Below are 23319 nucleotides of genomic sequence, written 5' to 3' on the forward strand. Positions count from 1 at the left end.
CCACACCATGACCGCAGTGCACGCTAACCGTTCCACCCCCGAGACCGATCCGGGCGAGGTGGAGCTGCACGCCCGCAACGTCGCGTTCGACCTCTCGAAGACACCTCTTCACTGGATTCCCGGGGCTCCCGTCTCCTCGAACATGATCACCGTCCTCAACCTGCTGCTGCCCGAGGGCGAGCGCTGGTTCGTGGAGACCTTCAACGAAGCACTCCCGATGATCAAGGACGAGAAGCTCGCGACCGCGATGCGCGGCTTCGTCGGCCAGGAGGCGATGCACGCCGAGGTTCACGACAAGGCCGTCGAGAACTGGCTGACACGCCACGGGGTGGACGCGACCGGCTACATCGAGCAGATGGAATGGATCTTCCGCAAAGTCCTCGGACCGCGCCAGGGCCAGACGCCGGAGCAGGACCTCAAGCACCTCATCGAGCGTCTCTGGCTGATCGCGGCGATCGAGCACTACACGGCGCTGCTCGGCGATTTCGCCTTGAACTCCACGTGGGTCGAGAACGGCGCCGATCCGAACATGGCCGACATGTTCGTCTGGCACGGTGCGGAGGAAGTAGAGCACCGGGCCGTCGCGCACGATGCCGCGGCCTACTTCGGCGACACCCCGCTCCGGCGTGGTCGTGCGATGGCGCTCGCGATGCCGTTCCTGGCGATTCTGCTGGTCCGCGGTTTCCGCTTCATCAACAGCCAGGACCCGCTGTACGACGACATGAGCGTCCCCGCCAAGTACAGGAAGTACGTCAAGGACTACTTCGTCGAATCGCGACGTGGGTTGTTCCCGAAGATCGGCGGCCTCGTGTGGGCCACGGCCACCTACTTCAAGCCGGGCTTCCATCCGAACGACATCGGTGACACCGCGCAGGCTGTCGCCTACTTGGCGTCGTCGCCGGGCGCTCGTCGCGCGGGGTGAACCGATGAATCATCTGATGCATCCGCATGAGACGACGCTGGTCACCGAGCCGCCGCACCTCCAGGGGCGGTGGCGACGCGACCCGCTGATGCGCCTGATCACCGGCATCGGCAAGACCTGGTTCCCGTTCTGGGGAAGTCTCGAACCATTGCGGGAGACCGCCGAGAACAACGGCATTCAGGTGCTCGAGATCGTCGGCCGCGAGGTAGTGGCCAACGACGACAACGTGATCGCGTTGACGTTCGCGGCACCGGATCGATCGGTCCTCCCCGAATGGCACGCCGGGGCTCACCTCGACCTGTTGCTGCCGTCGGGCCGCATGCGCGAGTATTCGCTGTGCGGCGATCCCGGCGACCGGACGACGTACCGGGTGGCAGTCCGCCGCATTCCGGGTGGCGGCGGCGGTTCGGTGGAGGTCCACGACGACCTCGCCGTCGGCGACACCATCTCGATCAAGGGGCCGCGCAACGCGTTCCCGTTGGCGATGCCCGGCTACGGCTCCCCGGTGGGACGCCTGCGGTTCGTCGCCGCGGGCATCGGCATCACACCGATCCTGCCGATGGTCGCGATCGCCGACCGATTCGGGCTCGACTGGTCGATGATCTACACCGGCCGGACACTCGACTCCATCCCTTTCCGCGACGAGCTCGCACGCTACGGCGACCGTGTTCAGATCCGCACCGACGACGACCACGGTCTGCCCACGATGACCGAACTGGTCGGCGACATCGGTGATGACGGCCTCGCCGTCTACTGCTGCGGTCCGACGCCGATGCTCGAGGCGCTTCGTGTCCACCTCGTCGATCGCGCCGACGTGGAACTGCACTATGAGCGGTTCTCACCGCCGCCGATCGAGAACGGCACCGAGTTCGAGATCCGTCTCTCCTCGACAGGCGAGACGCAGACCGTCGCCGCCGACGAGTCTGTGCTGACGGCGCTGCGCCGACTCCGCCCGAACACCCCGTACTCGTGCCAGCAGGGCTTCTGCGGCACGTGCAAGCTGCGGGTGTCCGACGGCGTCGTCGATCACCGAGACGGCAGCCTGATGGAACCCGAGCGCGAGGCGGGCTACTTCCTGCCGTGTGTCTCGCGCTGCGACTCGGACTCTCTCACTATCGACGCCTGACCGCTCTTCGAACGTGCCCTTCCTGGTCTTCGAGCGCAGTCGAGATGGACTTTGACAGAATGCACGGGTGACCGAGTACCGAATCGACGATCTGGCGCACGCCGCGGGCACCACCACACGCAATGTCCGCGGGTACCAGGACCGCGGGCTGATTCCGCGTCCCATCCGCCGGGGTCGGATCGCGATCTACAACGATGAGCACCTCGCTCAGCTGCGAGTGATCAACGACCTGCTGGGTCGTGGGTTCACGATGCAGCACATCGGCGAGTTTTTCGAGCGGATGCGTCAGGGCGAGGATCTCGCCGAGGTGCTCGGTCTGCGCGAGATGGTGTCGGAGCCGTGGTCGCGAACTCCGTCGGAGACGGTGTCCGCCGCAGAACTGCATGAACTGCTGGGCACCGACGACGCCGAGCTTCTCGCTCGGGTGCAGGCGTCGGGTCTGATCGAACCGGTCGGCGACGAGACTCCGCCGGCTCAGTACTTGATCACGGACACCGAGAGCATCGACGGCTACGTGCGTCTGATGGCGATCGGCGTGCCGTTGGAGTACATCCTCGGCCTGCAGAGCAAGCTCGACGACGACATGGACCGCGCCGCGCACACGCTGATCTCAGCGGGTCGCAGCGCCATCACCGAGGGCAGGTTCGACGGCTGGATCCCGGAGAGCGACGAGGAGTCGGGGTGGGCGTCGCTGTTCCTCGGCGAACTGCGTCGCACGGGCCGTGTCGCCGCGCACAACACGCTGTACCGAGCACTCGACCGCGAACTGTCCCGCCAGCTGGACGACTACCTGTCCATCGCCCGGGAGCGCAAACACGCCGCCGAGTCCTGATCAACGCCCGCCGGCAGAGAGACGCCGGCGCGCTACCGGACGACGATCGGCGGGAGGCCGGGGATCGGGTTCGGCACGGTCCGGCGGTGCGGGCCGGGCGAAGGATTGCGGCCGGTCGACGGCTTCTTCGTCGTCTTCTTCGGCGGCGGCGGTGGCGGAGGCGTCGTATAGCGGAGCATCGTCGAGCGGGCCGCCGCGAGTTCGGCCGGGTCAGCCGAGTTCGGGATGTGTTCAGGTGCCGATGTCGACGTCGAACCCGTGGTCGTTGCCGCACTGCCGGAATCGTTGACCGACGCCATGTTCGGACCGGCATGTTCGTGGAGGTTCATCGCAACGGCCGCGCCTGCGCCACCGAGTCCCAGCAGAAGCGCTATCGACGCTGCTGCTGTCCAGCGAATTCGGCGCTTGGCCTGGTGCTCGCGAGCGGCTCGCTCCTCGTCACTCTCCTCGAAGTCGTCCTCGGCGACCGGGGCGTCGAACTGGACGTCCCCGTTGGCGTCGAGTTGGTAGTCGGCGGGGTCGATGCCTGCCGCGCTGAACGACAGCGGACCACTCTCGGTGGTGTCGGTCCATGCGAGTTTCGAGGGTGCGTCGTCGACGCGGTCGAGCAGGCCTGTCGGGCGCTCGTCTCCGCCGAACGTGGTCGGAAACGGATCGCCAGGCAGGAGCGCGCTGAATCCGCGTTCGGTGAATGCCTCCCATAGTCCGGGCCAGAGGTCGGTCCCGGGGCCGAGGAGGATGGCGTCGACGGGGGCCGGGCCTGCCAGTTCGATCAGCATGCCGTGAAGTCGGTTCACTTCTGGGACGGTCGCCTCGACCATCTCCAGTCGCGTGACGGACACGAACTTGAGGGTGCCGCGGCCCATCGCGAGTGCGGAGTCGCGGTCGCCGATGGACTCTCGAGCCCGCGACGCCAGGTCCACGAGTTCGTCGAACACATCGGCGTCGGACGCCTCGGGGACCTTTCCGTTCTCCAGCAGCTCACCTGCGATCCTCATGTCCAGCACGGGCGGGACGATCCGGGGCTCACGAAGTTCGGCGAGCACATCGCGGGAGCCGGTCACACGGCCCATCCACACGCCGGAGTCGCCGAACGTGACAGCGAGCACGGCACCCGTGGGGACGGGCGGGACAGTGAATCCCGCCAACCATGCAAGGGCGCCGCGTGCGTCGGTCATGTCAATCGGTCTGGAAGTTCAGGTAGGCCTTCGACGGCGTCGGACCGCGCTGCCCCTGGTACTTGGAGCCGACAGCGGCGCTGCCGTACGGATTCTCTGCCGGACTGGACAGGCGGATGAGGCACAGCTGCCCGATCTTCATGCCCGGCCACAGGGTGATCGGAAGGTTCGCGACGTTCGACAGTTCCAGCGTGATGTGCCCGCTGAAGCCGGGGTCGATGAAGCCCGCCGTCGAATGGGTGAGGAGACCGAGGCGGCCGAGCGACGACTTGCCTTCGAGTCGTCCCGCGAGGTCGTCGGGGAGCGAGAGGACTTCGAGCGTCGACCCGAGAACGAACTCGCCGGGATGCAGAACGAACGGTTCACCCTCGACCGGCTCAACGAGCGTGGTCAGCTCGTCCTGCTGCTGCTTCGGGTCGATGTGGGTGTACTTGGTGTTGTTGAAGACGCGGAACAGCCCGTCCAGACGCACGTCGACGCTCGACGGTTGGACCATGGCCTCGTCGAACGGTTCGACGCCCAGCCGTCCCCCGCCGATCTCGGCACGGATGTCGCGATCAGATAACAGCACACGAAGAGCGTACTGGAATTTCGGGCCGATCTTGACATCCGCCGTCGTGACAGTTGTTGACATCTCACGTCCGCGGCGGCCCATCCGATACTGTTTCGGCTCCGAATCGCCTGGTGTTCCTGCTCGCAGATTTCCACCAGATCGGAGAATCTCCATGATCCGTCGTCTTGTCGTCGCCGCGCTGGTCGCACTGACCACCGCAGCCGTGGCACCCCTCGGCGCGACCGCTCACGCCGCTCCTCTGCAACCTGTCCCTCGTGTGGACCTCACCCGCTATCTCGGCGTGTGGCACCAGGTCGCGGCGAACCCGGCGCCCTTCAACATCGACTGCGTCCGCGACACGACTGCGCGGTATTCGCTGATCGATTCCCGGACGATCCGGGTGAAGAACTCGTGCACCACTGTCACCGGCACCACACGGTCGATCGTGGGCCGGGCGCGAGTCAACGGTCCCGCCTCATTGCATGTCTCGTTCCCGGGCGTTCCCGGGCAGTCGGCCGTGGATGGCCCGAGTAATTACCTGGTGGCCTACATCGCCGACGACTACTCGTGGGCCCTCGTCGGCGACCCGACACGGCTGTCGGGGTTTGTGCTCTCACGTTCGGGTTCTGTCGACCGCGCGAAGTGGCGGAGCATCCGGTCGGTCGTGGAGCGGAAGGGCTACAACGCGTGCTTGATGCTGACGTCGCCGGTCACCGGAGGGATGCGTGACATCCGGCCCCTGTGCACTGTCTGAAGCCACGGCAGGAGTGAGGTCAGTCTTTGATCGACGTGTATCGGTCGAGCGCGTCGAGGCGCTCGGCGGAATGGTCGACGATCGGCTCGGGGTAGTTCCCGGGCCGATCGCCGGTCGGCTTGTGCACCTTCTTGCCTGCAACTGATCGGAGTTCGGGCACCCAGCGGCGGACGTAGTCGCCGGTCGGGTCGAACTTCTCTCCCTGCGTGGTCGGGTTGAACACCCGGAAGTACGGCGAGGCGTCGGTTCCACAACCGGCGACCCATTGCCATCCGTGCTGGTTGGAAGCGAGGTCGCCGTCGATGAGGAAGTCCATGAAGTGCCGGGCGCCCCACTGCCACGGCAGGTGGAGGTCTTTGGTGAGGAACGACGCGACGATCATCCGCACACGATTGTGCATCCATCCTTCGGCTGCGAGTTGGCGCATGCCCGCATCGACGATCGGATAGCCCGTTCGGCCCTCGCACCACGCGCGGAAGGCTTCCTGTGCGTCCGATCCGGTGTTGTGGGGCATCCGACGGAACTTCTCGTTGAACTCGATGTACGCACTGTCGGGCCGGTGATTCAGGACGTCGGCGTAGAACTCGCGCCAGCACAGTTCACTGCGGAACTTCGCCGCTCCGTCGTCGGTGCGCGACCTCATGTCGTGGAGGAGTGTCCGCGGGTGCAGGCATCCAGTTTTCAGATAAGCCGACAGCCGGCTGGTCCGGTCGAGGTCGGGGCGGTCTCGACTCGTGCCGTAGTCGGCGAGGTCGTCGGTGAGGAAGTCGTGCCACCGTTCCAGCGCTGCGGCTTCCCCCGCGGGCGCGAGTGGTTTCGCGGCCGGCTGCGGCACGTCCTGCCTACCCCGCACTCCCGTCGGATCGAGCCAAGTCAAAGTCGTGGCGTCGCTCGAGGCGGGCGGTCGCCAGCCGTGCTCGTGCCACGCGCGCTGGTAGGGGCCGAACACCCGATACGGGGTGCCGTCGCCCTTCACGACGCGACCCGGCGCGACGGCGTACGGCGACCCGGTCGGCACGAGCGGCGTCTGTCCAAGCGCCGTTTCCACCGCCTCGTCGCGGCGACGTCCGTACGGCGAGAAGTCGGCCGAGATGTGGACAGATTCTGCGCCGATCTCGTCGACCAGACGCGGCAGCTCCACTTCGGGTTGACCGTGCAGGATGAGCAGCCTGCCGTCCAACGACTCGTTGAGCGCGGCCAAGCAGCCGAGGAAGAAGTCCGTGCGAGGTCCCGGCCGAGCCACCTGATCATCGAGGACGAACACGCCGACCGCCGTGTCTGCATCGGCGGCAGCCGCAGTCAACGTCGGAAGATCGTGCACGCGCAGATCGCGTCGAAACCAGACCACCGAAGGGTTCGCTTGAGACTCGATAGGACAACTCCTGCCTGTTCACGACATGCTCTGCACCGTCCACGGACCGTGTTTGTTACGGTAGTCCTCGCACGGGTCACCCTGCGCAGCGCCGATGTAGTTTAGTGGTAGAACATCAGCTTCCCAAGCTGAGAGTGCGGGTTCGATTCCCGTCATCGGCTCCACCAAATCCCCTGATCAGAGACTCTCGGACTCTTCATCCGAACGACTGATCCTAGTTGTTCTCGATGAGTGGGCACCTTCGGCAAGAATCTCCGCCATGACATCTTCATCGGAGCAGGCGGCCCGACGCCCGTCTCGCCTTTCCCGCCGAGCCGCATGGGAGCGTCACTCCGAACCGGTTCTGGCTGCCGCGGCTGTCGCATTTCTGATCGCCTATGATGCCCCGATTGTGAAGTCCGACCTGAGCCCAGGTTGGCAGTCTGCGTGTACCGCCGCGACGATCGTGGCCTGGATCATCTTCGCTCTCGACTACGTGGCGCGCCTGATCCTGACCGGCGACAAGAGGTACTTCATTCGCCACAACTGGTTCGACGCGCTGATTCTGGCCATGCCGGTGCTCCGACCGCTTCGCGCGCTGCGACTCGTCGCGCTTCTATCGATCGCACACCGCGCCGGAACGAACACTCTCCGCGGCCGAGTCGTCACCTATGCGGCCGGCGGCACAACGCTCCTCCTCATACTCTCGTCACTCGCGATCACCGACGCGGAACGAGGACAGCCTGGAGCCACGATCAACGGGATCGGCGACGGACTCTGGTGGTCGATCACCACGATGACAACTGTCGGATACGGCGATCGTTATCCCGTCACGGCATCTGGCCGATTCATCGCCGCAGCGTTGATGCTGGCCGGGATCGCACTTCTGGGCGTCGTCACCGCCACCGTCGCATCCTGGCTCATCGAACGGATCGACGACGCCAAGAAACAGGAAGCCACCACTCAAGCATTGGTCAACGAACTACGGATTGAGATCGAACGACTGCACAAGCGGCTCGACGCTCGCGAGCAGCTCGCCGAATCGGACGATCAACGCGATACCGGAAACTAGGCCTCCTGACGTGCGCCGTCTCACACTGGGAGGCCCTCCACCGGATGACCTGCGGGTGCGCTGCCAGCCTCCCGGCAATCAACCTGTTTTATAACGACTAGATAACAACAAGACCGCGGATTCATGTACGTTCGTCGGAGTCCTCGATCGGACGCGACGCATGTGTCGCACCGCCTCCCCCACCTCGGGCGGCCGACGAGGAGAACTTTCCCCGACCCCTGGGAGACCATGCATCCGCACCGCCCCCTCCGTAAGACCATCGTGCTCGCAATGGCCGGCGTCGCTCCCGTCGCCGCCCTTCTGACGGGTGCGGCGGCGAGTACCGCCGAGCAGGCGGCTGCTCCCGCCGTCGTACAGGCAGCGCAGGTCCAGCCGCAGCAAGAGCACCCACAGATGTCTGCGCCCGCGACCACGCAAGTTCAGGTCCGTAAAGCGGCCCTCACCCGCCCGGTCGCACCGCCGCGAGTTCCCGCGTCTGTGTCCAAGGGACTCGTTCCGCGCGTGAACTTCGACGCCTACCGTTCGGCGGAGGCGTCGATGGCGAAGTCGACACCCCGCTGCCACATCAACTGGAAACTGATCGCGGGCATCGGACGCGTCGAGTCGCACCACGCCAACCTCGGCGACACCTTCCGCAACGGCAAGCTGCGCACCCCGATCTACGGCCCGACGCTCGACGGCTCCCTCGCGGGCAACCGAGTCGTCTCCGACACCGACGGCGGACGCCTCGACGGCGACTCGACGTACGACCGCGCAGTCGGACCCATGCAGTTCCTCCCGTCCACCTGGGAGCACTACGCCGCCGACGGGAACGGCGACGGGAAGAAGGATCCGCAGAACCTCTTCGACGCAGCGCTCACCACCGCACGCTACCTGTGCGAGGACCGCGTCGACCTGCGTAAGGCAGGCGACCGAGTCACCTCGATCCTGCGGTACAACAACTCGATGGAGTACGTGAACGACGTCCTCGGCTTCGCGCGAAGCTACTGACGGTTCGACGAACTTCGGCACTCCCCACCGCGCATAGCGCGGCGCGGAGTGCCGAAGTTGTTTCGTCGCCAGAAGGCGGCCCGTTGACACGACTCTGCGAGACACAGATGGTGGAGGCATGACCGCTGCACGGACCGCGTACGAGTCCCTCGAGCCATTCCACGTCCTCGCCTACTTCAACCCCGGAATGGGCGACGCCCTCAAAGACACCGGCGTCGACCCGTCGTCGTTCTACCTCGGCGCTCGCGGAGCACCCCTCGGCGACTGCGCCCCCGAGGTCGTGATCTCGACGTTCTACAACTTCGCACCGGCCACGGTGACGGCCGGATGGGCGACCGCGCGCGCAGCAGGCCTCCAGAAGATCGCCGATCGCCGCTTCGCGATGCTCGACGCGTCGCTCCGCGACATCCTCGGCGACCTCGCCGGCAATCCCGAGATCACCGAACTCGCCGACGGCTTCGGCCGTCTCGCATCCGACCTCCCGCTCGGCGGACGCGCACTGGCCGCCGCATGGTCGACGTCGACGCCGCCGGACGGCAATCACCTGCTCCGACTGTGGAACAACATCGCGATCCTGCGTGAATGGCGCGGCGACAACCACATCGCAGTGCTCGTCGCCCACGGGCTCGACGGCATCGACGCCTGCACCTTCCACGAGTCGACGCTGCTCGACCCGACCATCCGCCGCCGCGCAATGGGTCGGCGGTTGACTCAGCTGACCCGCGGCTGGTCGGACACCGACTGGGAGGCATCCGTCGATCGGCTGGTGGCACGCGGCATCGTCGAACGGACCGACGACGGGCATCGCCTCACCGCCGACGGGGCCGCACTCTACGACGACATCGAAGCCACGACCGACGCTCTCGGCGAAAACGTCTGGTCGGCCCCCGGCGCCGACGATCTGGTCGCTCGGATGCGGCCGTACGTCAAAGCCGTCATCGACGCGGGCGTGCTCCCGGGGACCAAAAAGAAGGCCTGACGACAGGACTGCCCCCACCGCTCCTCAAGCGAAGGGAGTCCCCTGCTCCTTGAGCGAACGAAGTGAGTCGAAAGGTCGTCGTCCACCGCCGAACTACGTCCACGAGCCCACCGCCTGACGGGTCATAAAGGCTGGCGTGAGAATCCTGGTTTCGTGTATTCGGCGAGGCGCTTCGACTCACTTCGTTCGCTCAACGAGCAGTGGGACTCCGCGCGCTCAACGAGCAGGTGGGTCTGTTCGCTCAACGAGTGCGTCAGCCGACGAGCGCAGGTTCGGGCTCCGACGCCTCCACACGGGGCGCGCGCAGAGCCCACGCCCCGATCACCGCGGAAAGAACCGAAACCCCCACTGCAACCCAGGTGGCCTGGGCCAGCCCGTCGATGAACACCGACGACACCGCGTCGTGCACAGCCTGTCCCGCACTACCCGGGGCCCTTTCGGACACCGCGACGCCGGCCATCACCGACTGCTCGGCGGTCTCACGAATCTGGGCGGGCACGCCGATGGAGGTGAGACGGTCCGCGACATCGGCGGCGTACACCGAAGTCATGACTGACCCGAGGACGGCGACGCCCAACGTTCCGCCGATCTCGCGGGTCGTGTCGTTGACCGCAGAACCGGCACCGGCCTGCTCGGGCGTGAGCGCATCCATGATCACCTGGGTGCACGGGCCGGAGATCAGCGCGAGTCCGGCCGCCATCAGCATCATCGACCAGATGATCAAGCCGAAGTACGTCGACTCCATTCCGACGAACTGAACGAGCCCGAAGCCTGTAGCCATCAGAAGTGCTCCGGTCACAGCGACCGGTCGCGGACCGAATCTGTGCGACGCCGCCATCGCGAACGGCGACAGCGCCGCGACCACGATGGCGAACGGCAGTGTGCGGATGCCGGCCTGCAGTGGGCTGAAGCCCTGCACGGCCTGGAAGTACTGCGTGATCAGGAAGATGAACCCGAACAGGGAGAAGAACGCGACAGCCACCATGCCCGCGGCGGCCGCGAAGCGACGATTGGCGAACAGTCGGACGTCAAAGATCGGATTCGTGACCCGTTGTTGATGGATGACGAACACGGCCAGAATCACAAGCGAGGCCAGTAGACCGACGATGGTTCGCGCTGATCCCCAACCTGCGGCGGGACCTTCGATGACCGAGTAGGTGAGCAGACCGAGGCCGGCGATCGACAGGACGACTCCCACGGCGTCGAACCGCGGAAGCAACGCATGAGCATCGACTCCGCGCGTGGGAACCACAGCGAGCACGGCGACGAAGGCGACCACACCGAACGGAACGTTCACCCAGAACACGGACGACCACGAGAAGTGTTCGAGCAGCCATCCGCCGAGCACCGGTCCGATCGCGATGGCGATCCCCGACGTCGCGGCCCAGACGCCGACTGCTGCTGCCCGCTGCTTGGGCTCGGTGAAGATGCCGACGATCAGCGCGAGCGTCGCCGGGAACACCAGGGCCGCGAACAGTCCAAGACCGGCGCGAGCCGCGATCAGTTCACCGAGTGAACCGGCGAGGGCCGCACCCACGGACACCGCCACGAATCCGACGATGCCGCCGAGCAGCATCCGCCGGTGTCCGAAGCGGTCGCCGAGGTAACCACCCGTAAGGAGCAGTCCGGCGAAGACCAGCGTGTACGCGTCGACGACCCACTGAAGTCCCGAGATCCCCGCTTCCAGATCCCGACTGATCGTCGGCAGCGCCACATTCACGATCGTGTTGTCGACCATCACCAGCAGCTCGGCGAAGCAGAGCGCCGCGAGGGCGAGCCATTTGGTTCTCATCAGTTCCTCCGTTGTAGAACGACGTACCAAATTAGTAGTACGCCGTCCTACAATGAAGGTCAAGAACTTTATAGAACATCGTTCTAGTAAGGTGGAACACATGCCGCGTTCACCAGTCAGCCGACGCACCCCTGCCGCTCAGGTCCGGTCGTCCCTCCTCGCGGCCGCACGACAGATCCTCGAGAGCGAGGGGCCGAGCGGGTTGACTGTGCGCGCGGTCGCCGCGGCCGCGGGCGTTGCACCGATGGGCGTCTACAACCACTTCGACGGCAAAGACGGGCTCCTGTCGGCCGCCGTCAACGACGGCTTCGCAGAGTTCGCGCGAGCCATCGCCACCACGGACAACGATCCCACCGACAGACTGCTGGCATCGGGCCGCGCGTACCGCGCGTTCGCACTCGCCAACCCGACTCTCTACGTGCTGATGTTCGGCGGACAGTGCGACCCCGACATCGCCGTGGCATCCGCCGCGTTCACCGCCCTCGTGGAGATCGTTCAGTACGGCCAGGTGGGAGGCATCATCCGAGACGACGACCCCGGCTCGATCGCCATGCAGGTGTGGTCGTGCGTCCACGGCGCGACAAGCCTCGAACTCGCATCACCCACACCTCCGGGAGCGACGATGGACGAGAACTACGAGAACGTCATCAACTTGATCGCGCGGGGCCTCGCGCCCTAGAGAACTATGGAGGCGCTTCCCGGTGCCACGACCGGAATCGTCACCAACGTTGAGAATCGACGAGATAGCGGGCCGTGACCGCTGTCCCGCGGTCCGGATCGTCGACGAGCCGCTGCAACACCTCACGAGCGTCGGGGCCTCCGATCTCACCGAGCGCCTGCGCGATTCTGCGGCGAACGCACGCGTCGGCGGCATCCAGGCCCACGGCGAGGCGGCGGACAACAGCCGCCGGGTCGCCGACTGCGGCCAACGCCTCCGAAGCGTCCACGTCCGCGACGCCCTCGATCACTCGCTCGATCAACAGGGGGATCACAGCGGCGTCGCCGCGAACCGCCAACTCCTGTGTAGCGCGACTCCGCACCGTCGGATCGGGGTCGCCGACGACCGACCGCAACGCCTCCGATGATGCCTCCGTGTTGATGTCCACAAGCGTAAGGACGGCGCGCCGTCGCAGGTGAGCGTCGGAATCCGTGAGCACCTCAGCCAGGATCGGAACCACGTCGGCACCCGAGCGGACCACAGCCCACCGCAACGCGCCTGCGACGTTCTCGTTCTCCTCCGACAACAACGCCCCGACCAGAGCGTCGGGAGGCGGGCCGGTCCCGGAGACGGTCAGCGCCGCTCGCTGCCGACTGGCCGCGTCCGCGGACTCCAACCCCGACAGCAGCGCGACGACGCCGAGCACCTGTTCCCAGTCGTCCGGCCCGGCGTCGGCCACCTGCCGCAGGCGAGACAACAGTTCCCGTTCCCGCGCGATCCGCGCTTCCGCGCGCAGCGCGAGATCGGCGACGAGGTCGGCAGGCCGAAAGTCCGGATCGTCCAGCGCCTGCCGAACTTCGCGGAGCGACAGACCAAGCGCCCGCAGACTCTCGACGTGGAAGATCGCGGCGATGTCGTCGGCCGAGTACTCCCGGTACCCGGCCGACGACCGCCCACTCGGCCTCGCCAGACCGAGCGAATCGTAGTGACGCAGCATCCGGGCGCTCACGCCGGAGCGTCGCGCCACCTCACCGATTCGCATGATCGCCTCACATGTCGTCGGCCGCCGCACCGAGCGCGGCGATCCGCTTGGCCGCATCGACATCAAAACCGAATGCCGACTCCGGGTCGTTCATCAGTTGTTCGGTCGCGGCGGCGTGTCCGCGGACGATCGGGTCCGTCGACCGCCGAGCGAACCGCACCACCGGCGCCGCAGCTGACCCGAGCTCAACAAACGCTCTGCTCAAGCTCCGGTGCACGTCCGTGTCGCCGCGTCCGAACTGCGTCGCCAGTATCGCAGCCAACTCGGCCTGTTGGTCCGCGGGAACCAGAATCACTGCGGCCCGCCACGCCGCCCTCGCCACCTCGACGTCAGCGTCCGTGAGCAGCGCACGAGTGATGAACGGCCACGCTGTGTGGTCCCCGACCTTCGACAACGAGTGCAGCGCCTGACTCCTCGCCTGCGCGACCGACGATCCGATTTCGCGGACGAGCACCGGCACAGTGCTGGCCCCGGGCAGGCGCGTGATGGCCCAGGTCAGCATGTCTCGGACATAAAAGTCCGGCTCCACACGGCACCGGTCGATCAGCGCGTCGAGCAGCCTGCTGTCGGGATCGGTGCCTGCCGCCATCGCAGCCTGCAGTCGGACGGACGCCCTTTCGTCGGCGAGGGCGCGGATGATCTGCGCGGTCATGTGACCACCTCCTTCATCCTCCACCCAAGACCTTCACACGATGTGAAGGTCAACCTTCGGATTTCCGCACGCGCCGTCGAGATCGGACCTAACGTCGAAATGTCCGACTACCGCCACATCAGAATCGATGCTCATGACCGTCTCGGTACAGCACACGTCCAAACTGTTGGGCCTGGCCGCGATTGCGGCGACCCTTGCGCTCATCGCTCCCACCGCCCCGCCGGCACACGCCAACGTCGATCCCGGCACGTCCGCCACCTGCGTCGCAGGCGACCCCGAACTCGCCGACGCCTCGTGGCGAGTGCCGATCGTCGGCACCACGATCACCATCACCGCCGACTGTCGCGGATCCAGCCCGTCCCTACTCGCCCGTGGCGTGGACGCCCTGATCGGCTCGGACACTCTCGGTTCGATGAACCAGGCGATCACGTTCGGACTGCGCATCGGCACCACGTCGGCCATTCACGGCAACGGACTGAACACCGCGATCGCTGCACTCGGCGGCGACGCCACGTCGTCGTCGAACCTGATCGCCAGCATCGCCGTCTCCGCGGCCACCGGCGCGGGCACCGCGGATGCCAACGGGCTGCTCGGAGCAGGCGTCTCTCTCGCTGTCGGCGGCATCGGAGCCAACAGCGCAACAACAAACGCACTGCCGGGCGGCATCGCGATCGCGTCGTCCAATCACCCGCTGTCGGGTCGGAACGCCCGTGCCACCGCTCTCCTCGGCATCTCCAGCGCCACCGCCACCGCCGATCCAGACGACGGAGCCGTGTGCACCGCCCTCTACGGATCGGCGCAGGTCACCGATCGAAGCGGCGCCAACATTGACTCCTGTACCAGCGTCGGATTCCTGTTCCAGCGCTATCAGGAGGGCAACGGCCCGGTGTGGTTCGCAATGAAGAATCCGTTCTCGGTCCGCCTGACAGCCCCCATCGGGGACGGCCTCACCGGCCTGATCGACAACGTCGGCGATCTCGTCGATCTCCCGCCGGCCGTCGGTGACGTGCTCGGATCGTCGTTCGTGCCGGAGTTCCAGCGCGATCTGATCCGCGTCTCGTTCACCAATGGTCTGCACTTCGGCACCGACCTGTTCGGCGGTGCGGGTTCCTCTGACAGCGGGTCGTCAGGATCGTCGGACAACGGCTCCTCGAACAGCGGTTCTGCCGGCTCATCCGACACACCCGATCCGACACCGACGCCCACCAGGGCGAACACCTCGTCGACGAAGGCCGGACCCGTCGATCCGATCGCCGTTGTGATCAAGCAGATCGTTCCGGCACACCGCTGACGTCGCCTAACCGTCACCGCTCAGCGGCAGTACCGCTCTATGTGGAGGTGCTCGCTCCGAGCGGTGACGGTTGGACACACATGCCGAGTGACCAGCACCGAATCCGGCCGAATCGCCAACACGATCGTTCGATCAGCACATACTGGCGGAATGCGAAGGCGTCTCACTGTCCTGATCACCGCTGCCGTCCTCCTCCTCGCACCTCTCACACCCGCGAACGCGGCGGAAAGGGTCGGGCCGCTGCCCTCCGACTTCCTGTGGGGTGTGGCATCGTCCGGATTCCAGGCCGAGGGGCACTCTCCGGCAAGCAACTGGACGCGGTACATCGCGCAGGGGAAGACGACGGACAAGATCGGGAACTCCATCGACTTCCGCCACCGATACAAGTCCGACATCCAGCTGGCCAAGGACCTCGGCGTGAAGGTCTATCGCATCGGGATCGAGTGGGCGCGCGTCGAACCGAGGCCGGGCCGGATCGACCGCAGAGAGCTCGCCTACTACGACGACCTGATCTCGTCGATCGTCGCAGCGGGCATGCGGCCGATGATCACCCTCGACCACTGGGTGTACCCGGCGTGGATCGCCGATCGCGGCGGCTGGGCGTGGTCGGGGATCACCGCGAGGTGGCTGCAGCACAACCGGATGATCGTCGACCGCTACGCGAAGGTCCATCCGCTCTGGATCAGTATCAACGAGCCGACCGCATACGTGATGAAGGAAGTGATGCACGGCGGCATCGCCATCGGCGACGTCCCGGCGATGACCGACCGCATCGTGCGGGTGCACCGCGCGATATACGACTACATCCACGCGCGCGACGCGAAGGCACAGGTGTCGTCGAACATCGCGTACATTCCGGCCGCCGAGCCGATCCTCGACAAGACCGTTCTGAACAGGATCGCCGACAAACTCGACTTCGTGGGGATCGACTACTACTACTCGGCGACACCGACCGACCTCTCAGTGGCGAACGTTGCGATCGATCGGATGTGGGACGCGTCGATGGCCGCCGACGGCATCTACTACGCACTGCGCGACCTGCATGAACGATTTCCGAGCAAGCCGCTCTACATCGTGGAGGCCGGACTGGTCACCCAGGACGGGCGGCCCCGCGCCGACGGCTACCGGCGGTCCGATCACCTCAAGGACATGACGTACTGGATTCAGCGCGCCCACGACGACGGCATGCCGGTGATGGGTTTCAACTACTGGACGCTCACCGACAACTACGAGTGGGGCAACTTCGCGTCACGGTTCGGCCTGTACACGGTGAATGTGAAGACCGACCCGACACTGACACGTCACCCGACGGACGGCGTGGCGGCATACCGCCAGGTGACGACGGCCAATGGCGTCGACCGAACCTATCGACCGACGCGGCCCGCGGTGTGGTGTTCGCTCGTCGCGGGCGCGTCGAGCTGCACACGCCCGGTTCATTGACGCGGGCTGCGTCCCGCCTCCTTCAAGGCGAGACGCAGCGCGTACTCCAGTTGCGCGTTGATGCTGCGCAGGTCGTCGGCCGCCCATTTCGCGATGGCGGCGTGGACATCGGGATCGAGTCGCAGCAGGACCTTCTTCGACTCCCGTCTGGGAGCGGTCATGCGTACAGCGAGCCCGCGTTCACAACCGGTTGCGTGGCTCGATCGCCACACAACACAACAAGCAGGTTCGAGACCATCTGTGCACGACGCTCATCGTCGAGTTCAACGATGCCCTGGTCGCTGAGCCGATCGAGCGCGAGACCGACCATTCCGACGGCGCCTTCGACGATCTGCTGACGAGCGGCGACCACCTGCGACGCCTGCTGGCGGACGAGCATCGCCTGTGCGATCTCCGGTGCGTACGCGAGGTGCGTGATCCGGGCCTCGATCACTTCGATCCCCGCTGACTCGGTCCGCTCTCGCAGTTCATCGGTGAGCTCTTCGGCGACGGTCGCGCCGTCACGCAGGCTGATCCGGTCGGCTTCATGCGCATCGTACGGATGGATGGTCGCGAGGTGACGGACCGCAGCCTCCGACTGTGTGGCGACGTACTGCTCGTAGTCGTCGACGGCGAACGCCGCCTTGAAACTGTCCACCACGCGGTAGACGACCACTGCGCCGATCTCGACTGGATTGCCGTCGGCGTCGTTCACCTTCAGGGTCTGCGTCTCGAAGTTTCGGATACGCAGCGAGATGCTCTGCTTGTCGGCGAGCGGGATGACGCTCACGAAACCTGGCTCGCTGACCGACCCGACGTAACGCCCGAAGAACTGGACGACGCGGGCCTCATTGGGTCCGACGACCGTCAGCCCGCTCATCGCGAGCAGTGTCGCGAGCCCGATGACGATGGCCAGGACGACGACCACGGCCAGCGCCGCGGACCCGCCGTCGGCCATCACGATCACCGACGTGATGCCGGCGATCACGCATATCGCGAGCACTGCGAGTCCGCCGATCAGCGCGACGAACCCGTTCATCCGCCATGCCTGCTTGAGTTCCACGACTACTCCTCTCGACTCCGCCCGCGGATCGAGAGGAGTGATATCACCACGATAGCAAGGTGGGAGTACCCTACGCCGGACCGTGCGCCTTCACCATCCGGCGCGAACCGGAGTTCACCTTCCACGACTGTCCGCGGTACTGGGTGGTGCGCGGGTCGGAACGGTCGGCGAGGAAGTACCAGTCCATCTGCGCCGCGGACGGAGTGATCGTCATGACCGCGTAGCCGTGCGCGTCGGTGTCGACCCAGCGGATGTGGTTGTTCGTGGCCTGCATCGCGGCAGACGCGGCACCGCCGACCGGCGAGTGCTCGGGAAGCAGAACCATGTCGTCGACGTTGTTCGACGTCACCGAGGTGACGACGAATTCGGTGGCGACAGTGCCCGCGCCGGGATAGTTCGCAGGCTTGCGGGGAATGTCGTTGGCGAACGACATGTGGATGTCGCCGGTGATGAACACAACGTTCTTTTTGCCTGCTCGGTCGATGGCGTCGAGGAGCCTCTCACGATCCTTGACGTAACCGTCCCACTGATCGCCGTTGAAGGGGACGCCGTTCTCCGGAACACCGATCAGCGTGGTCAGCTCCTTGGTGCGGGCCGGATCGAGCGGCGGGATGAGCATCGGCGCGATCATCACCGAGTTGCCGACGATCTGCCACTTCGCAGTGGACGTGGTGATTCCGCCCTGCACCCACTCCATCTGACGGCGGCCCATGATGGTGCGCTTCGGATCATCCGACTCCGTGGAGAAGCGCGACGCCTCCTTGTCGCGGTAGGTGCGCAGATCGAGCATGTTCAGCTCGAGCAGCTTGCCATACGCGAGACGACGGTAGATGTGCCGATTGTCCGCGCTGACCTGCGGACGAATCGGCATCCACTCGTAATACGCCTTGTCGGCGTGCGCCTTACGCTGAGCCCACGAACCCTGCGACGGCTTGTGGTTCTCCGCACCGTGCTTCCACTGGTTGTCGGCGGCCTCATGGTCGTCCCACGTGACGATGAACGGGTGCTGCGCGTGAGCGGCCTGCAGATCGCGGTCGGTCTTGTACTGACCGTGGCGGATTCGGTAGTCGGCGAGCGAGACGATGTCGTGGCGAGGCGTGTGCATGCGGACGGAACCGTGCTTGCCGCCGTATTCACCAGCGCCGTACTCGTAGATGTAGTCCCCGAGGAACACGACGGCGTCGAGGTCGGTGCGCTTGGCGAGGAACCGGTAGGCGCCGAAGTAGCCGGCCTCCCAGTTGGCACAACTCGCAACTCCGAAGCGCACCTTTGAGACGTCCGCACCGGCCGCCGGGGCGGTCTTGGTGCGTCCGATCGGCGAGACGGCGCCCGTCGCGGGCCCCGAGGTGATGCAGAATCGGTACCAGTAGGTCGTCGCCGGATTCAGTCCGGAGGCATCAACTTTGACGGTGTGATCCTTGGACGCGTCGGTGCTCGTCGAACCCGACGCGACACGTGACGTGAAAGCGCGGTCGGACGCGATCTCCCAAGTGACTGTCGACGCCGCGCCGCGACCCGATCCGGGGGTCGCGTCGCTGGTAGGAGTCACGCGGGTCCAGAGGATCACACCGCCGGGCAGCGGGTCGCCGGATGCGACGCCGTGGCGGAAAGCAGTGGTGGCGGCGGTTGCGGTCGGAGCGGCGACACCGGCCGCGAGCGGGAGTCCAACGGCGAGAGCGCCTGCGCCGGCGGCGCCCATGAAGCCGCGGCGGGTGACTGAGGTGGGGGCTGCTGAGTCATGCATACGGGGACGATCCCACAGCCCGATGACCCGATGGTGAACTCTCGGGTAACGACAGATCGTCGTAGATACGTCAGGACGCCATGTCCCGTTCATTCATTCATGGGAAAGTGGATCGCATGATCGAGAACAGCCCCTTGTCGGTCGGCCCAGACCGTCGTACCTTCCTCGCCGGAGCCGCTGCGGTGGCAGGCACCGCCGCCACTGTCGCCGTCGCCGGAGCCGGAGCTCCCGAGGCATCAGCCGCTGCCCGCTACCCGCTGCCGCACAAGTCCGACGCGTTGCGTGTACTCGTCACCGGCGACGCCGGGACCGGCGAGAAGCCGCAGTTCGCCGTCACCGCGGCCGCCCGCAAGTTGCACGCGGCCCGCAAGTTCGACGTCGCTGTCGGCCTCGGCGACAACATCTACGAGTCGGGCCCGAAGGGTCCGGACGATCACCAGTTCCAGACCAAGTTCGAGAAGCCGAACACCGGCTTGGACTTCCCGTGGCTGATGACGCTCGGCAACCACGACAACACTGCGATCTTCCCCGGCGACGGCGGCTGGCTGCTCCGCGGTGACGCCGAAGTGAAGTACCACTCGCGGTCGCGTCGTTGGTACATGCCGTCGCGCTACTACTCGGTGTCGCTCGGTGTGGCCGACTTCTTCATCGTCGACCTCAATCCGCTCGCGGCCTACATTCCCCCGGTGTTCTCCCCGGAATGGGAGCCGGGCGGTCACTACATGACCCGTCAGGCGCGCTGGCTCGACAAGGCGCTCGCGTCGTCGAAGGCTCCCTGGAAGTTCGTCTGCACGCATCACCCTTACGCGAACAACGGTCCGCACGGTCCGGCAGGCGACTTCGACGGGCTCCCCGCACCGCTGAACGGCCAGGCGGCGAAGGACTTCATCGAGCGCCATATCGCCGGCAAGGCGCAGTTCCTGTTCTCCGGACACGATCACAGCCAGCAGGTCCTGGAGAACGTCCATGGGCTGAAGGGCACTCGCCAGATCGTGTCGGGCGCGGCGGGCAAAACCGTCCACAAGTCGTCGACGAAGCGATTCCGCGCTCGCTACGAGAACTATCGGGACCGCGGCTTCATGACCCTCGACATCACGCCGAGCACCGTTGGCCTCACGGCGTACGAGGTGCCCGCTTCGGGCGCTGCACGCGCCGCCTACTCGACCACGTACCGACGCTGAACACGAGGAGCCACACGCTCATCGCTCCCACCTGGATCCGCTGAGCAAGCCCCAGCAGATAGTCGCCCTGGAGGCGATCCGACCCGAGCATCCATCCGGTCGCGATCGTCACCAGGGCGAATGTCGTTGCGCCGAGCGTTCTCATGATCGGCCAGTTGCCTTCGTGGAACGACGACCACGTGGCAGCACCCATCGTCACGAACAGTGAGAAGACGGCGATCGCACTCGTCGCGGCGTGCACGATCGGCACCGTGCCCATCGGCGCGAGCGCGTCGGCGACCGTCGCCATGCCGAACACGCCGAGTGCAACGACGGCCGTCGCCGCACCTCGACCCCGGGGCCGGATGCCGAACAGGAGCAACGAAGCTCCGATCGCCGCGACCCCGGTCACGATGTCGCCGTACGAGTACACCTGGTGCCACGGGACGTCATCGGCTTCCAGCTCCGAGAGGAACGACCGGAATCGATCCCGCCCCGTCGGGACGATGAAGTCGAAGACCCACGAGGAGTACGCAATGCCCGCGATGACGAGCGCAGCGGTCGCCAGCACACTCCACACCTTGCCACTACTCACTGTCTCATCCCCCGATGTCAGAATTGATCGATCGCGTCGTTACAGTGTCCAGCATGACCGACCGCACCCTGACCGACGTCCTCGTCCTCGGCAGCAATCGAATTCCGTTCGCACGGTCGAACGGGGCGTACCTCGGCGAGACCAACCAGTCGATGCTCACGGCCGCACTCGGCGGACTCATCGACCGCTACGGCCTCGCGGGCCAACGCCTCGGCGAGGTCACGGGCGGCGCAGTCGTCAAACTCGCGCGCGACCACAGCCTCACGCGCGAAGCACTCATCGACTCGTCGCTCTCCCGCATGACGCCGACGGTCGACGTGCAGCAGCAGTGCGCTACCGGCGGGCAGGCGATCGTTCACATCGCCAACAAGATCGCGTGCGGCCAGATCGAGTCGGGTGTCGCCTGCGGAGCGGACACGACGTCCGACCCGCCGATCGGTTTCGGCCCCCGTCTGCGGAATCGCCTGGTCAAGGTGAACGCGGCGCGCTCACTCCGCGACCGACTCCGCGAAGCCGCTCAGATCCCGCTGTCGATCGACTTAGACATCCCGAGCCCGTCCGAACGACGCACACACCTCGTTCCCGGCGCGGCCCAGGCGATCACCGGCGCGGCGTGGAACGTCGGACGCCAGGAGCAGGACGAGATCGCGCTCGCTTCGCACGAGAAGCTCGCCACCGCCTACGACGATGGGTTCTTCGACGACCTCGTCACCCCTTTCGCGGGCCTCGCGCAGGACGACAACATGAGGCGCGGACTCACCGCCGAACGCCTCGCCGGACTGTCACCGTGCTTCGGGGGCGACGACGGCACCATGACCGCCGCCAACTCCACCACCCTGACCGACGGCGCCTCGAGCGTCCTCCTCGGCAATCCGGCATGGGCGGCCGAGCGCGGGCTTACCCCGCTCGCCCGCATCGCCGACGCGCAGAGTTGGGCCGTCGACTACGTGGACGGCGACCCGAAGTCGGAGGGCGTCCTGATGGCACCGGTGTACGCGGTGGACGAGTTGCTGCGCCGAAACCATCTGACGCTGCAGGACTTCGACTTCTACGAGATCCACGAAGCGTTCGCCTCGCAGGTGTGCTCCACCCTCGCCGCGTGGGCCGACGACGACTTCTGCCGTGAGAATCTCGGCCATGAGGCGCTCGGCGAGATCGACCGCTCGAAGCTCAACGTCCGCGGCGGCTCCCTCGCCACCGGTCACCCGTTCGGCGCGACAGGCGGCCGCATCGTGGGCACTCTCGCGAAGCTGATCTCCCAGCGTCCCGGATCCCGCGGTCTGGTGTCGATCTGCGCAGGCAGCGGCATGTCGGTCGCCCTGATCCTCGAATCGGCCTGATCCGGCCGACGGGCGGAATGCCCGCTCCGTGAAACAGCCCCAACTGCTCTTCGCGCGAGCATGCGGACCCCGTGTCCCTTGAGCGAGCATGCGAGTCGAAAGGCCACGACGACCACAAGAGCCCACGCCAGTCGAGACGGTCAGCTCATCGCGATGAGGCTGACGCCGAGCCCGACCATGACGACGGCGATGACCGAGTCGAGGACGCGCCACGCCCGGACGGAGGAGAACATCGGGGCCATCTTCTTGGCGCCGAATCCGAGCGCGAGGAACCAGACGATGCTGGCGACGCATGCGCCGATGGTGAAGGCCCACTTCGCGTCCGCGTGGCTGTTCGCGATCGACCCGAGCGTCAGGACGGTGTCGAGGTAGGTGTGCGGGTTCAGCCAGGTGAGGGCCAGCGCCGTGCCGAGTGCGGCCCAGAGGCCACGGTTGCGGCTCGGGTCGTCGTTCGTGGTCGACGACGCCGTCGGTCGCCATGCCCTGCGCGCCGCGAATCCGCCCAGCACAACCAGGTACAGGCCGCCCACGATCTTGGCCACACTAACGATGCCGGGGTGGGCTGACACGACCGCTCCCAGGCCGACTGTTCCGGCGCTGATCAGCACGATGTCGGACACGACGCACACGGCGATCACGGGCAGTACATACCCGCCGCTGATTCCTTGACGGATGACGTAGATGTTCTGAGGTCCGATGGCGATGATGAGGCCCGCGCCGGTGAAGAGTCCGGCGAGTGCGGCGAGCAGGAAGGTCGTGGTCACGTAGATCGACGTTAGGAACCGATCGATCATTAGTCCATCAAC

23 protein-coding genes and 1 tRNA gene are annotated in these 23319 nt (G+C 66.2%); 13 read left to right on the forward strand and 11 right to left on the reverse strand.

The window, feature by feature from the left end; genetic code table 11:
• Positions 1 to 7 precede the first annotated feature (7 nt).
• The 3 genes from JVX90_RS16820 (at position 8) to JVX90_RS16830 (ending at position 2880) form a co-directional block, all read left to right on the forward strand.
• Positions 8 to 922, forward strand: coding sequence for a metal-dependent hydrolase (locus tag JVX90_RS16820; RefSeq protein ID WP_205329828.1), 915 nt, complete (start codon positions 8 to 10; stop codon positions 920 to 922).
• Between the two features lie 4 nt (positions 923 to 926).
• A complete protein-coding gene (locus JVX90_RS16825; RefSeq protein WP_205329829.1) occupies positions 927 to 2048 on the forward strand; it encodes a PDR/VanB family oxidoreductase in 1122 nt (373 codons plus the stop codon).
• A gap of 67 nt (positions 2049 to 2115) precedes the next feature.
• The gene (locus JVX90_RS16830) at positions 2116 to 2880 is read left to right on the forward strand and encodes a MerR family transcriptional regulator (protein ID WP_205329830.1); all 765 of its coding nucleotides are present in this window, start codon (positions 2116 to 2118) and stop codon (positions 2878 to 2880) included.
• Positions 2881 to 2912: 32 nt separating this feature from the next.
• On the opposite strand, the gene JVX90_RS16835 is transcribed toward JVX90_RS16830, so the two are convergent.
• Positions 2913 to 4058 carry a hypothetical protein gene (locus JVX90_RS16835; protein ID WP_205329831.1) on the reverse strand — a complete coding sequence of 382 codons (1146 nt, stop codon included), beginning with the start codon at positions 4056 to 4058 and terminating at the stop codon, positions 2913 to 2915.
• Between the two features lies 1 nt (position 4059).
• Positions 4060 to 4629 carry a dCTP deaminase gene (dcd, locus tag JVX90_RS16840; protein ID WP_205332467.1) on the reverse strand — a complete coding sequence of 190 codons (570 nt, stop codon included), beginning with the start codon at positions 4627 to 4629 and terminating at the stop codon, positions 4060 to 4062.
• Positions 4630 to 4783: 154 nt separating this feature from the next.
• On the opposite strand from dcd, the gene JVX90_RS16845 reads away from it, so the two are divergent.
• Positions 4784 to 5365 carry a lipocalin family protein gene (locus tag JVX90_RS16845; RefSeq protein WP_205329832.1) on the forward strand — a complete coding sequence of 194 codons (582 nt, stop codon included), beginning with the start codon at positions 4784 to 4786 and terminating at the stop codon, positions 5363 to 5365.
• 19 nt (positions 5366 to 5384) lie between these two features.
• Here JVX90_RS16845 and JVX90_RS16850 read toward each other — a convergent pair whose 3' ends face one another.
• Positions 5385 to 6713: a deoxyribodipyrimidine photo-lyase gene (locus JVX90_RS16850; RefSeq protein ID WP_205329833.1), complete on the reverse strand. Its 1329-nt coding sequence runs from the start codon at positions 6711 to 6713 to the stop codon at positions 5385 to 5387.
• Between the two features lie 114 nt (positions 6714 to 6827).
• Here JVX90_RS16850 and JVX90_RS16855 point away from each other — a divergent pair.
• The 4 genes from JVX90_RS16855 (at position 6828) to JVX90_RS16870 (ending at position 9757) form a co-directional block, all read left to right on the forward strand.
• A tRNA-Gly gene (locus JVX90_RS16855) sits at positions 6828 to 6901 on the forward strand.
• 95 nt (positions 6902 to 6996) lie between these two features.
• A complete protein-coding gene (locus JVX90_RS16860) occupies positions 6997 to 7788 on the forward strand; it encodes a potassium channel family protein (protein WP_205329834.1) in 792 nt (263 codons plus the stop codon).
• A 228-nt stretch (positions 7789 to 8016) separates the two neighbouring features.
• Positions 8017 to 8778: a lytic murein transglycosylase gene (locus tag JVX90_RS16865; protein WP_205329835.1), complete on the forward strand. Its 762-nt coding sequence runs from the start codon at positions 8017 to 8019 to the stop codon at positions 8776 to 8778.
• Between the two features lie 118 nt (positions 8779 to 8896).
• Positions 8897 to 9757: a hypothetical protein gene (locus tag JVX90_RS16870; RefSeq protein ID WP_205329836.1), complete on the forward strand. Its 861-nt coding sequence runs from the start codon at positions 8897 to 8899 to the stop codon at positions 9755 to 9757.
• Positions 9758 to 10010: 253 nt separating this feature from the next.
• On the opposite strand, the gene JVX90_RS16875 is transcribed toward JVX90_RS16870, so the two are convergent.
• The gene (locus JVX90_RS16875) at positions 10011 to 11549 is read right to left on the reverse strand and encodes a DHA2 family efflux MFS transporter permease subunit (RefSeq protein WP_205329837.1); all 1539 of its coding nucleotides are present in this window, start codon (positions 11547 to 11549) and stop codon (positions 10011 to 10013) included.
• A 100-nt stretch (positions 11550 to 11649) separates the two neighbouring features.
• On the opposite strand from JVX90_RS16875, the gene JVX90_RS16880 reads away from it, so the two are divergent.
• Positions 11650 to 12228: a TetR-like C-terminal domain-containing protein gene (locus tag JVX90_RS16880; RefSeq protein WP_205329838.1), complete on the forward strand. Its 579-nt coding sequence runs from the start codon at positions 11650 to 11652 to the stop codon at positions 12226 to 12228.
• A 40-nt stretch (positions 12229 to 12268) separates the two neighbouring features.
• Here JVX90_RS16880 and JVX90_RS16885 read toward each other — a convergent pair whose 3' ends face one another.
• Together JVX90_RS16885 and JVX90_RS16890 are read right to left on the reverse strand one after the other, a co-directional pair.
• Positions 12269 to 13249: a HEAT repeat domain-containing protein gene (locus JVX90_RS16885; RefSeq protein WP_205329839.1), complete on the reverse strand. Its 981-nt coding sequence runs from the start codon at positions 13247 to 13249 to the stop codon at positions 12269 to 12271.
• 7 nt (positions 13250 to 13256) lie between these two features.
• On the reverse strand, positions 13257 to 13901 hold the full coding sequence (locus JVX90_RS16890) for a HEAT repeat domain-containing protein (protein ID WP_205329840.1): 645 nt from the start codon (positions 13899 to 13901) through the stop codon (positions 13257 to 13259).
• A 133-nt stretch (positions 13902 to 14034) separates the two neighbouring features.
• On the opposite strand from JVX90_RS16890, the gene JVX90_RS16895 reads away from it, so the two are divergent.
• Positions 14035 to 15192: a hypothetical protein gene (locus JVX90_RS16895; protein ID WP_205329841.1), complete on the forward strand. Its 1158-nt coding sequence runs from the start codon at positions 14035 to 14037 to the stop codon at positions 15190 to 15192.
• Between the two features lie 150 nt (positions 15193 to 15342).
• Positions 15343 to 16632: a family 1 glycosylhydrolase gene (locus JVX90_RS16900; RefSeq protein WP_205329842.1), complete on the forward strand. Its 1290-nt coding sequence runs from the start codon at positions 15343 to 15345 to the stop codon at positions 16630 to 16632.
• On the opposite strand, the gene JVX90_RS16905 is transcribed toward JVX90_RS16900, so the two are convergent.
• The 3 genes from JVX90_RS16905 to JVX90_RS16915 all read right to left on the reverse strand — a co-directional run bounded on the left by JVX90_RS16905 (position 16626) and on the right by JVX90_RS16915 (position 19418).
• Positions 16626 to 16793 (reverse strand): toxin-antitoxin system HicB family antitoxin, encoded by a 168-nt coding sequence (locus tag JVX90_RS16905; RefSeq protein ID WP_008381576.1) that lies wholly within the window; start codon positions 16791 to 16793, stop codon positions 16626 to 16628. The two genes, JVX90_RS16900 and JVX90_RS16905, sit on opposite strands and share 7 nt — an antisense overlap.
• Positions 16790 to 17674: an SPFH domain-containing protein gene (locus tag JVX90_RS16910; RefSeq protein WP_205329843.1), complete on the reverse strand. Its 885-nt coding sequence runs from the start codon at positions 17672 to 17674 to the stop codon at positions 16790 to 16792. The genes JVX90_RS16905 and JVX90_RS16910 overlap by 4 nt, the downstream gene beginning before the upstream one ends.
• Before the next feature lie 70 nt (positions 17675 to 17744).
• Positions 17745 to 19418 (reverse strand): alkaline phosphatase D family protein, encoded by a 1674-nt coding sequence (locus JVX90_RS16915; protein ID WP_240193935.1) that lies wholly within the window; start codon positions 19416 to 19418, stop codon positions 17745 to 17747.
• A 116-nt stretch (positions 19419 to 19534) separates the two neighbouring features.
• Here JVX90_RS16915 and JVX90_RS16920 point away from each other — a divergent pair, with 116 nt between their 5' ends.
• Entirely contained in the window at positions 19535 to 20599 is a 1065-nt protein-coding gene (locus JVX90_RS16920) for a metallophosphoesterase (protein WP_205329844.1), read from the forward strand.
• Here the strand turns inward: JVX90_RS16920 and JVX90_RS16925 are convergent.
• A complete protein-coding gene (locus JVX90_RS16925; protein WP_205329845.1) occupies positions 20532 to 21173 on the reverse strand; it encodes a DUF998 domain-containing protein in 642 nt (213 codons plus the stop codon). The two genes, JVX90_RS16920 and JVX90_RS16925, sit on opposite strands and share 68 nt — an antisense overlap.
• A 53-nt stretch (positions 21174 to 21226) precedes the next feature.
• Here JVX90_RS16925 and JVX90_RS16930 point away from each other — a divergent pair, with 53 nt between their 5' ends.
• Entirely contained in the window at positions 21227 to 22513 is a 1287-nt protein-coding gene (locus tag JVX90_RS16930; protein WP_205329846.1) for an acetyl-CoA C-acetyltransferase, read from the forward strand.
• Positions 22514 to 22653: 140 nt separating this feature from the next.
• Here the strand turns inward: JVX90_RS16930 and JVX90_RS16935 are convergent, their stop codons facing one another.
• A complete protein-coding gene (locus tag JVX90_RS16935; protein WP_205329847.1) occupies positions 22654 to 23307 on the reverse strand; it encodes a LysE/ArgO family amino acid transporter in 654 nt (217 codons plus the stop codon).
• Positions 23308 to 23319 lie beyond the last annotated feature (12 nt).

The sequence above is a fragment of the Gordonia sp. PDNC005 genome (genome assembly GCF_016919385.1).
Taxonomy (GTDB): Bacteria; Actinomycetota; Actinomycetes; order Mycobacteriales; family Mycobacteriaceae; genus Gordonia.